The following is a 10039-nucleotide window of genomic DNA, read 5'->3' as shown; positions in this document are numbered from 1 at the left end:
CACGCTCCGCCCGAGACCTCCTGGCCCGACCTCCCGCCGCCTAGGCTGGCGCGGAGGAGGCGACATGGAGCCGAAGGACCCGCGGTCCGATGTCCCCCGACCCGGTCCCGCGGGAGTCTTCGGGCGTCAGCCCTTCACCGCTCCGCTCATGATGCCCGCGATGAGCTGGCGTCCGGCGAGCAGGAACAGCACCAGCAGCGGGATCACCGAGAGCACGGCGCCGGCCAGCACGATCGAGTAGTCGACGTAGTAGCCCGACTGCAGCTGCGCGAGCGCCGTCTGCAGCGTCGGATTCGTGGGGCTGAGGACGATCAGCGGCCAGAGGAAGTCGGTCCACGCCATCATGAACGTGAAGAGCCCGAGGATCGCCATCGCCGGTCGCGCGGCAGGGACCGCGACGGTGAGGAACGTCCGGAACTGGTTCGCTCCGTCCACGCGCGCCGCCTCGATCAGCTCGTCCGGTATCACGTCGACCAGGTACTGGCGCATGAAGAAGACGCCGAACGCGGTGACCAGCGTCGGCACGATCACGGCGCCGAGCGAGCCGGTCCAGCCGAGCTGCCGCATCAGGATGAACAGCGGGATGATGCCCAGCTGCGTCGGGATCGCCATGGTCGCGACGACTCCGATCATCAGGCCGTCGCGCCCGCGGAACCGCAGCTTCGCGAAGGCGTAGCCGGCGAGCGTCGAGAACGACACGACCGACAGCGTGATGATCCCCGAGACGATGATGCTGTTCAGCAGAGCCGTCCAGAACGGGATCGCCGTCAGCACCTGCGAGGCGTTGGCGAGGAAGTTGCCGCCCGGGACGAGCGGCAGGGTCTCGCTGCGGGTCGCGTTCGAGCCGCTCGCCACGACGAACGACCACCACAGCGGGTAGGTCGAGCCGAGGATGAAGGCGCTCAGCAGCCCGTACGTGAGGAAGCCGGGCCGGTCGACGCGGCCGGCGCGGGAGGCGCGGACGCGGCGCACCGGGAAGGCGGCGGAGGTGGCGGGGGCGGTCATCGCTCGCTCTCGTTCTGGCCGAGGCCGGTGGTGGTGAGCAGGGGGTCCGCGGCGGCGATCTCGTCGGCGGTCGCGGGGCGGGCGGAACGGCGCTTCGAGCGCTGCGAGATCCGGTTCTCGACGGAGGCGATCCGCCGCGAGATCGCGAAGTTCAGCAGGCCGATCAGCACGATCAGGAGGAACAGCAGCCACGCGATCGCGGCCGCCTCGCCGAAGTTCTGGCGGAAGAACGCCATCTCCCAGAGGTAGAGGACGGTGGTCTGGAACTGCCGGTCCGAGCCGCCGATGCCGCCCGCGTTCGACACGTCGAACAGGCGCGGCTCCGCGAAGATCTGCAGGCCGCCGATGGTGGCGGTGATGATCACGAAGATCAGGGTCGGCCGGATGCTGGGGATCGTGATCGAGCGGAAGCGGCGGAACGCGTTCGCCCCGTCGATCGCGGCCGACTCGTGCAGCTCGCGCGGCACGGCCTGCATAGCGGCGAGGAGGATGAGGGCGTTGTAGCCGGTCCAGCGCCAGTTGACCATCGTCGCGATCGCGACGTGGCTGGCGAGGCGGTCGTTCGTCCACTCGATCGGGCTGATGCCCACCAGGCCGATCAGATTGTTGATCAGGCCCTCCTGGTCGCTGAAGACGCTCGAGAAGATCAGCGCGACCGCGACCGGCGAGACGATGTACGGCAGCAGGACGCTCATCCGCCAGAAGGTGCTGGCCCGCAGCGCCTGGTCGAGGGCGGCCGCGAGCAGCAGCGCGACGGCGAGCTGCGGGATCGTGGAGAGCAGGAAGATGCTCAGCGTGTTGACGATCGAGTTCCAGAAGAAGCGGTCGCCGAGCACGGCCGCGAAGTTCGCGAACCCGACGAAGTCGCCCTGGCCCTGCAGCAGCTGCCAGTCGTAGAGCGACACGACGAGCGTGTAGACCAGCGGGAACGCGCCGGTGAGCGCGAAGAGCAGGAAGAACGGCGAGATGTAGAGGTAGGGCGAGGCCTTCACGTCGAAGCGGCTCGCGCGCTGGCGGAAGGTCAGCGGGAGTGGGGGCGCCGGGCGCCGCTTCCCCGCGGGGGGCGTCGCCGTGGCCGGCGGGGTGAGTGTGCTCGTCATGGCGCTCTCTTCGAGGTCGAGTCGGAGTCGGAGGGGATGCGGCGGGGCCGGAGTCTCTCGTGCGGCGGGGCCGGCCGGGAGGAGTCGCGGGCGGCGGGGCCGGAGAGGCCTCGGCCGGCGGGCGGCAGCGTTTCTCCCGTGCGGCGAGGTGGCCCGGGATGCGGGCGGCCCGGCCGCACGGGGACCGGGAGGCCCGGTGGCGGCCGGACCTCCCGGATCGGGTGGGCGTCGTCCCGGAGTCGTCAGCCCCCGGGCGTCGGCCCGACCGGATCAGTCGACGAGCTCGCCGAGGAGCTGGAGCGCCTCGTTCCAGCCCTCCTTGCCGTCGATCTCGCCGCGGTCGACCTTCTGCAGGACCGGTCCGAAGACGTTCTCCTGGATCAGCGAGTCGTCCGGGCCCTTGTACTGGGCGACGACGCCCTCGGCGCGCTGCGCGAGGATCGCGCCGGTCGGGGAGTCGTTCATGCCGGGGTCGGGAGCGGCCGCCGAGGCGAGCTCCTTCTGCGCGTCGAGGGTGCTCGGGAACGGTCCGGCCGCCTCGAACGCCTTCAGCTGCTGCTCCGGCTCACTGAGCCACGACGCCAGCGCGGCGGCCTCGGCGGGGTGCTTCGACTGGGTCGGGACGGAGAGGAACGAGCCGCCCCAGTTGGCGGGGCCGCCGGGGAAGACGTCGGCGAAGTCCCAGCCGGTGGCCTCGGCGTTCCCGCCGCCGGCCTCGACGTTGCTCTTCAGCGTGCCGAACATCCAACCCGGGCAGACGAAGGTGGCGAAGGTCTGGTCGGTGAACGACTTGCCCTTGTTCCAGTCCCACGCCTTCTGCGCGGCCGAGAGGCCGGAGGCGGTGGCGTCGGTCAGCTGGCCCCAGCGCTCCTCGAGCTCCGGGTTGCCCTCGACGTTCAGCTCGCCGTCGGAGGTGTAGTACCCCTCGGGCAGCTGGTTGACCATGGCGTTCCACACGAATCCGGAGTGGTCGAACCACGCCTTGCCGGTGGCGTCGTGGTACTTCTGGCCGGCGGCGAAGTAGTCGTCCCAGGTCGCGTCCGGTCCGCCGAGCATCTCGGCGACGGCGGCGCGGTCGGTGGGCATGCCGGCGGCCTCGAAGGCGGCCGTGTTGTAGCAGAGGCCCTCGGGTCCGATGTCGGTGCCGTAGCCGATGACGCGTCCCTCGGGGTCGGTCGCCTGCTCGTACTTCCAATCGACCCAGTCGGCCTTGCGGTCCTCGATGCCGTGGTCGCGCAGGTCGACGAACTGGTCCGAGACCTCCATGACGGAGCCGAGCCAGCCCTCCTCGATGGCGACGACGTCGGCGAGCCCGGAGCCGGCGGCGAGCTTGGTGAACGCGTCGGTCCGCGCGTTGCCGCCGGTGTCGATGTTGTTCGGGACGATGGTGATCCCCGGGTTGGCGTCCTCGTACTCGCCGTAGAGCTCGTCGAAGCCCATGGCGTTGAACGTGGTGACGGTCAGCTCGATCTCGCCGCCCTCGGAGGCGTCGGATCCCGACGAGCATCCGGTGACGATCAGGGCGAGGGCCGAGGCGCCGGCGATCGCCGCGGCGATCCTGGTGCGTCGTGAATAGGGCACGGTCACTCCTTCGTGATGGTGGTGGGGCACCCCTGCGAGCGCTCTCACGCGTGCTGTTCCGCGTGTGTGAGAGCGCTCTCACGAGGTGTGCGGCGAGCTTACGCACGCCCCCGCGGAGAGGTCAAGCGTTTTCGAGAGAGCGCTCTCATCGATTTGATGGTCCGCGCCCAGCCGCGCGCCTCCCCGCCGCCCTCGCCCCACGAGAACGCAGAAGTCGCGGTACTCGAACGCGAGTACCGCGACTTCCGTGGACTCACTGCCCCCTGCCGATCGAGCAGCGGCTACTCGACCAGCAGGGCCGACCTCAGCCCACCAGCACCGCGAAGCCCTGCGCGGGCAGCTGCACGGAGACGGCTCCGGACGGCGACGTCTCGCTCACGAGCGCACCGTCCTGCGAGTAGACGCGCAGCGTGCCGGAGCCGCCCGAGACGCCGATCGCCGTGGTGCGCACGCCGTCGGTGGAGTTGCGGATCAGCTCGGTGCGGCCGCCCTCTCCTCCGACCACGAGGCGCGTGACCAGAGGTCGCACCAGCAGGGCGTCGAGGCGCGTCTCGCCGCTCAGCGGGCGGACCTCGACGCTCGACGAGCCGGCCGGCACGGTGCGGCGGAGCTTCTCCGGGAGCAGCGCGCCCGACGCCTCGGTGACCCCCTGCGACCCGACGGTCGAGCGGAGCAGGTCGAGCGGGCGCGTGCCCGACGTCCAGACGCTCAGCGGCGTGCGCTCCGTGCCGCGCTGCGGCTGGTCGATGACGGCCTCGACCACGCGGTCCTGCGTGGACGGGCCGATCGGGATCGAGATCGCGCGGCGCGGGTCGGTCAGCGAGAGGTACGAGCCGCTCCAGCCGGCCTCCCCCGTCCAGGACGACTCGGGCGTGACGACGGTGCCACCGCGCGCACTCTCCGCCTCGACCAGCGTCAGTCCGTCGCGCGAGCGCTCGGTGGCGACGGAGCGGGCACGGTCGGCGACGTCCGGGTGCTCGTCGAGCGCCAGCATCGCCAGCAGGCCGTGGATGGTGCTCTCGGCGCCGCTGTTGCGGTTGACGGAGCCGTCGGCCTGGACGCCGTCGAAGACGACTCCGGTGGCCGGGTCGTAGACCGGGCCGAGGCTGCGGTTCAGGCCGAAGAACCAGGCGCCCTGCACGGCCGCGAGGTCGGTGAAGGCGCTGGAGCCGGTGGCGTCGGCCAGGGCGAGCGAGTTCTGCAGGCGGGAGTCGGCTCCGTAGGCGATCTGCACGCGGTCGGTCGGAGTGGGGTTCCAGCCGTTGTCGGGGCCGCCGGCGGTGAGCAGCTCCGGAGCGAAGCGGGCGCCGTCGACGATCGCGGGCTCGAGGAGGGAGGAGTCGTCGAGTGCCGCGGACGACGCGGCGAGTCCGCCGGCCATCTGCGACGACCAGGAGTGCCAGAGCGTGCGCGACTTCGTCCACGGGAGGATCGCGCCGTACGGCCAGGCGGTGGTGTCCGCCTCCGTCGTCGTCGTGCGGGCGTAGGCGGCGACGCCCTCGGCGAGCTCGGCCGTGCTCGTGCGCACCGCGGAGTCGTCGGGAGCGGCCTCGAGGTAGGCGGAGAGGCCGAGCAGCGCCTCCGAGGTGGCGTCGGCGCCGTCGACGATCAGCCAGGCCGGCACCTGCACGCCGTCGGCCTGCGCGTACTCGCCGTAGTGCGTGAGCACCTCGCGGTCGACCGCCGCGACGCCGAGCCGCAGCCGCTCCTGCAGGAAGGCGGCGAACTCCGGATCCGTGTCGCGGAACGCCGCGTAGCCCTCGCCGAGCGCCCAGAGGGTGCGGGCGAGCCAGTAGCTGTCCTCGGAGTCGCTCGGGTCCGGCAGCTCGACCGGCTCGGCGCTCGCGTTCAGCTCCCCGTCGGTCTGCATCTAGAGGACCACGTTCCCGGCGTCCTCGCCCTCGGTGGTCTGGAAGTAGGCGAGGGCGCGGAGCGTCTCGAAGGCCTTCTCGCGGCTCTCAGTCGATCCGGTCTGCTGCCAGTGGCGGAGGTAGACGACCGCGGCGCGCGAGATGTCGTCGGTGTTGAACGCGCCCTGCTCGTAGTCGCCGGTCGCCGGATCGAGGCGGCCGCCGCCCACGCGCTCGAAGGCGCCGCCGTCGCGGGCGTCGGCGTAGGTCCACGGCATCACCAGGGTCGGCTCCTCATCGAGCCGGTAGGTGGTGTGGCCGGGGCGAAGGTGGCCTTGCCGTCCTCGACGAGGCTCGTCCCTCCGGTGGCCGCGGCGTAGAGCGGCATGAAGTCGAACTGGGTCTGGAAGAACTCGCTGGTGGGCGCGGGCTGGATCGCGGCGGGCGCGGCGCCCGACTCGACCAGCGTCTTCGACGTGGCGAGGAAGTCGTCGTAGGTCGACAGCGACGGGTTCTCGGGGTCGAGTCCCGCCTTCGCGAAGAGGTCCTTGTTGTAGAAGATGACGACCGGGTTGCTCTTCCACGGCATCTGGAAGTACTCGCCGTCGGCGTTCTGGTACTGCTCCGCGAGGTCGCCGCTGCGGGTCTCGATGTAGTCGGCGCCGCCGTCGAATTTCGAGAGATCGACGAGTCCGCCCTGGCGCTCGAACTGGCCGACCGCGCTGGGAGCCGTGTTGAAGACGAGGCACGGCGCGTTGCCGGCCGTGATCGCGGCTCCGATGACCTCCTCGCTGCTCTTGCCCGCGGGGATCTCCTGCCCGGTGATCTCCTCGTCCGGGTGGTCCGCGTTCCAGGCGTCGACCATCGCCTTGCCCCACTGCACCTCCTGCTCGTTGTTCGAGTACCAGATGGTGATCGGTCCGGTGGCGGTGAGGTCGGTCGACGCTCCGCCGCCGCCGCTGCAGGCGGTGAGGGCGAGGGTCGCGAGGGAGGCGGTGGCGATCCCGGTCAGCCAGCGTCTCGTCGTCGAGGGGGCCATGGTGTTCTCCTTGTCCGGCGTGCGCGACGGTGGGCACGCGTCTTCAGTGGCTCGACGGCCGCGGAGGAGCGGTCGAGTGGCGCACCACGAGCCCGGCGGGCTCGAGGTCGACGTCGGGGGCGCTGCCGGACTCGATGAGGTCGAGCAGCGTGCGGGCGGCCTCCTCGCCCCAGCGCGCGGGGCGCGTGCGGGCCGAGGTCAGCGACGGGTAGACGTGGGCGGCGATCTCGGAGTCGTCGAAGCCCGTGATCGAGAGGTCGTCGGGGAGCCGGAGCCCGCGGGCGTGAGCCACTCCGAGGCCGGCGATGGCCATCGGGTCGTTGCCGAAGACGATCGCGGTGGGCGGGGTCGGACTGTCGAGGAGGCGCTCGGTGGCCGCCGCGCCCTGCTGCGGGCTGAAGTCGGTGGCGACAGGGGTGGTGGGTTCGAGTCCCACCACCGTGCAGGCTTCTGTGAAGGCGTCGCGGCGGCGGGAGGAGTGGAGCAGGTGGTCGGGCCCGGCGACGTGGGCGATGCGGCGGTGGCCGAGCCCCGCCAGGTGCCGGACGGCGTCGGCGATGCCCGCGGAGTCGTCCATCACGACGGCGGGTGAGGAGGAGCCCTCCAGCCGCCCGAGGGTGACGGCCGGGATCTGCAGCTCGGCGAGCAGCGCCGGCCGGGAGCCGTCCTGCCGGAGATCGGTGAGGAACACGCCGTCGACGCGGCGGTCGGCCGCGAGCGTGCGGTAGACGGCCTCCTCGGAGGCGCCCGGGTCGACGACGCTGAGCACCAGCACCCGGCCGCGCTCGGCGAGCACCCGCTCGACCCCCGAGATGAAGGAGGGGAAGAACGGGTCGGCCGCGATGACCGCCGGGTCGCGCGCCACGACGAGGCCCACCGCGAAGGAGACGCTGGTGGAGAGGGAGCGGGCGGTGAGGCTGGGCCGGTAGCCGAGCTCGGCGGCGACGCGGAGGATCCGCTCGCGGGAGTCGGGCGAGACCCCGGGCCGGTCGTTGAGCGCGAACGAGACGAGCGCCTTGCTCACGCCGGCCTCACGTGCGACATCAAGGATCGTCGGTCTGCTCGCCATGGGAGCTCCTTCGCTCGTCGCCGCATCTGAACCGGTTTTGTAAACCGGTTCAGAGCGCCGTAGCAGGGAGGCGGGCGGAGGAGAAGAGGGAGGTGGGTGAGGCGGTGCACGTGCCACCTGGAGCCTGTTTCCCGCCTGTCCCCGGTGCTGGGACGTGCACGCGTCGGCCGGTCGCTACGGTGTCGGACGCCTGTGCATGGGCGCCCGGGATAGCCGCCGAGCGAGTGGCTCCAGGCCGCTCACGGAACCGTCGTCCGGCGGAATCTGAGAGCCCTCCGCGTCCCGGCTCCGGCCCGCCTGCCGGGTGCTGGAGTGTCCCGGTGCCCGGTGACCCCGCAGGCACTTCCCCGATCCGAGAGAGAGAACGATCATGGCCCGCCCCCACTCCGCCAGCCGCACCACGAGCGAGCAGCGCACCGAGCACGCCGAGCAGTACTCGGCCGGAGCGCGCTACGCGTCGGAGGCGTTCGGCACCTTCCTCTTGGTCGCCGGCGGCGTCGGCACCGCGGTCTTCGCCTCCGCCTTCCCCGACTCCGGCAACGCGCTCGGAGTCGGCTTCCTCGGCGTCGCGCTCGCCTTCGGCCTCACCGTGATGGCCGGCATCTACGCCGTCGGCCACATCTCCGGCGGCCACTTCAACCCCGCCGTCAGCATCGGCCTCGCCATCGCCGGCAGGACCGAGTGGAAGCACATCCCCGGCTACATCGTCAGCCAGATCCTCGGCGCACTCGTCGGAGCCGCAGTGGTCTTCCTCGTCGCTGCCGACGGCCCCGCCGGCTACCTCACCGCCGCCCGCGACGCCGGCTTCGCCTCCAACGGCTACGGCGCCGCCTCCCCCGGCGGCTTCGGCCTCGGCGCGGTCCTGCTGACCGAGATCGTCCTGACCGCCGTCTTCGTCGCCGTCATCCTCTCCGTCACCGCCAAGAGCGAATACAAGGCCGTCGCGCCGCTCGCCATCGGCTTCACGCTGACACTCGTCCACCTGATCAGCATCCCCGTGAGCAACACGTCGGTGAACCCGGCACGGTCCATCGCTGCCGCGGTGTTCGCGGGGCCGGATGCGCTGAGGCAGGTGTGGGTGTTCCTGGTCGCGCCGATCGTGGGTGCTGCGATCGCGGGGGTGGGGACGAAGGTGCTGAACCGGCGGAAGTAGAGGGTCGCGAGGGCATGCCGCGAACGGCGCGTCTCCTAGAACAAAGGCTCAAGGACGATCGCGACGCACCTCGCTGGACAGTCGGAGAATCTCACTCTCTGACGCACAGCGAGATGTCCTGCCATGGGGCGGCTTTTCGAGACGAACGAGTGGCGGGGATCCGACGAGCGTTCGGACCCCACCTCCGAACCGACCGCGCGCCCAAGAAAGTTAAAGTTCTTCGACCTAAAGGATCGGCACCTCTCCGGCGCTCTCGTTCTCCACCGCGCGGGCGCGCGGGTCGGTTTTCCCTGCGGCTACAATGCTATCGAGACCCAGGGGTCGCCCGCGTCCATATGTAGAAGCGAACTGCGCGATGAAAGGGCGATGCCAAGGAGTAGGGTATATTGTTTCGATCGATAATCCCGAACGGTCCTCAAGCAACCTGCGCAGAAACACCTTCGACGCCCCAGGTATAATGATCCTAAAGATCTCGACCCTCCCAATATTCCCGTTACTTGCCTCACCTCTTTTTTCTAGTCGATTCGAGATTGCATTCGCGCGGTCGGCGGCTAAGTCAAAAGGAAGGGTTGTATTAAATCGATCAGTGGGTCGAACCAATGGACCTATAAGAAACGAGCCGCGTTGAATTCTTAGACGCTCTGTAACGTCTGGAGCGCGATACCACCACACCTGGTGAGCAAGCGCGTCGGAAATATTGGATGACGACCGTGCGGTGTACGGCCGAGCGTCGAGGGGATCGATCCAACGTTCCTTCGGTGGTCTTTTGATTCCAAAGAGCGAGCCCGGTATGTGATCCAGCGCATCAGGATCACTCGCACTAGCAAACGCAACCATCCAAAGAGCAATCAGAGGATCCGTGCTTACGTCGAGAAGCGGAGTTGCGGCCCCGTGATGCTGCAAATTGGCTAGAAGAGCCAGGTCAGGCAGGCGATTGCCGTCTTGGCGATCAAGCCGCATCCTTCTGGCCGCCTTCAGCAAACCGGAAGTTGCGTTGGCGGATACCGTCTCGTCGTGTGGAACCGCATTTGAGTTGATTACCCGCGTATGCATGCCGGGCTCGACTCCGAGGTCCCCTCGTGCTTGGCCACGCCAAAGCCAAACGTGGTTCTTGAATGTGGCGTGGAGCCACATTGCTGCTGAAAAGACCTCGCGGGCCTTAAGTTCGGCGTTGGTGGATGTTGGTTGCCATTCATGCATGGCTTCGATTGTACTGAAAGCACGCACGCTTCAGCATCATTT

Annotated in this window: 9 protein-coding genes; 1 reads left to right on the top strand and 8 read right to left on the bottom strand. The window is 69.7% G+C overall.

The annotated features are described in order from the left end of the window. Nucleotides 1–126: 126 nt before the first annotated feature. The 7 genes from C5C56_RS09175 to C5C56_RS09145 all read right to left on the bottom strand — a co-directional run bounded on the left by C5C56_RS09175 (nucleotide 127) and on the right by C5C56_RS09145 (nucleotide 7644). The gene (locus C5C56_RS09175) at nucleotides 127–1005 is read right to left on the bottom strand and encodes a carbohydrate ABC transporter permease (protein WP_104274034.1); all 879 of its coding nucleotides are present in this window, start codon (nucleotides 1003–1005) and stop codon (nucleotides 127–129) included. Beyond that, the gene (locus C5C56_RS09170) at nucleotides 1002–2105 is read right to left on the bottom strand and encodes a carbohydrate ABC transporter permease (RefSeq protein WP_104319449.1); all 1104 of its coding nucleotides are present in this window, start codon (nucleotides 2103–2105) and stop codon (nucleotides 1002–1004) included. The genes C5C56_RS09175 and C5C56_RS09170 overlap by 4 nt, the downstream gene beginning before the upstream one ends. 270 nt (nucleotides 2106–2375) lie before the next feature. Next, nucleotides 2376–3686: an ABC transporter substrate-binding protein gene (locus C5C56_RS09165; protein ID WP_104224001.1), complete on the bottom strand. Its 1311-nt coding sequence runs from the start codon at nucleotides 3684–3686 to the stop codon at nucleotides 2376–2378. A gap of 304 nt (nucleotides 3687–3990) precedes the next feature. After that, nucleotides 3991–5556, bottom strand: a complete 1566-nt coding sequence (locus C5C56_RS09160; RefSeq protein WP_104319448.1) for a hypothetical protein — start codon at nucleotides 5554–5556, stop codon at nucleotides 3991–3993. Beyond that, the gene (locus C5C56_RS09155; protein WP_104319447.1) at nucleotides 5557–5817 is read right to left on the bottom strand and encodes a hypothetical protein; all 261 of its coding nucleotides are present in this window, start codon (nucleotides 5815–5817) and stop codon (nucleotides 5557–5559) included. Beyond that, on the bottom strand, nucleotides 5814–6575 hold the full coding sequence (locus C5C56_RS09150; RefSeq protein WP_104319446.1) for an ABC transporter substrate-binding protein: 762 nt from the start codon (nucleotides 6573–6575) through the stop codon (nucleotides 5814–5816). Before C5C56_RS09150 ends, C5C56_RS09155 begins: the two co-directional genes overlap by 4 nt. Before the next feature lie 43 nt (nucleotides 6576–6618). Then, the gene (locus C5C56_RS09145; protein WP_104319445.1) at nucleotides 6619–7644 is read right to left on the bottom strand and encodes a LacI family DNA-binding transcriptional regulator; all 1026 of its coding nucleotides are present in this window, start codon (nucleotides 7642–7644) and stop codon (nucleotides 6619–6621) included. Nucleotides 7645–8014: 370 nt separating this feature from the next. Here C5C56_RS09145 and aqpZ point away from each other — a divergent pair, with 370 nt between their 5' ends. Further along, entirely contained in the window at nucleotides 8015–8797 is a 783-nt protein-coding gene (aqpZ, locus tag C5C56_RS09140; protein ID WP_104319444.1) for an aquaporin Z, read from the top strand. A gap of 225 nt (nucleotides 8798–9022) precedes the next feature. On the opposite strand, the gene C5C56_RS18475 is transcribed toward aqpZ, so the two are convergent. After that, on the bottom strand, nucleotides 9023–9931 hold the full coding sequence (locus C5C56_RS18475) for an FRG domain-containing protein (RefSeq protein ID WP_374954273.1): 909 nt from the start codon (nucleotides 9929–9931) through the stop codon (nucleotides 9023–9025). Between the last annotated feature and the right edge of the window lie 108 nt (nucleotides 9932–10039).

The organism is Rathayibacter sp. AY1D1 (assembly GCF_002932635.1).
Classification (GTDB): domain Bacteria; phylum Actinomycetota; class Actinomycetes; order Actinomycetales; family Microbacteriaceae; genus Rathayibacter.
Note: the sequence above shows the minus strand (reverse complement) of the source record. Positions and strands in the feature narration are given on the sequence as shown.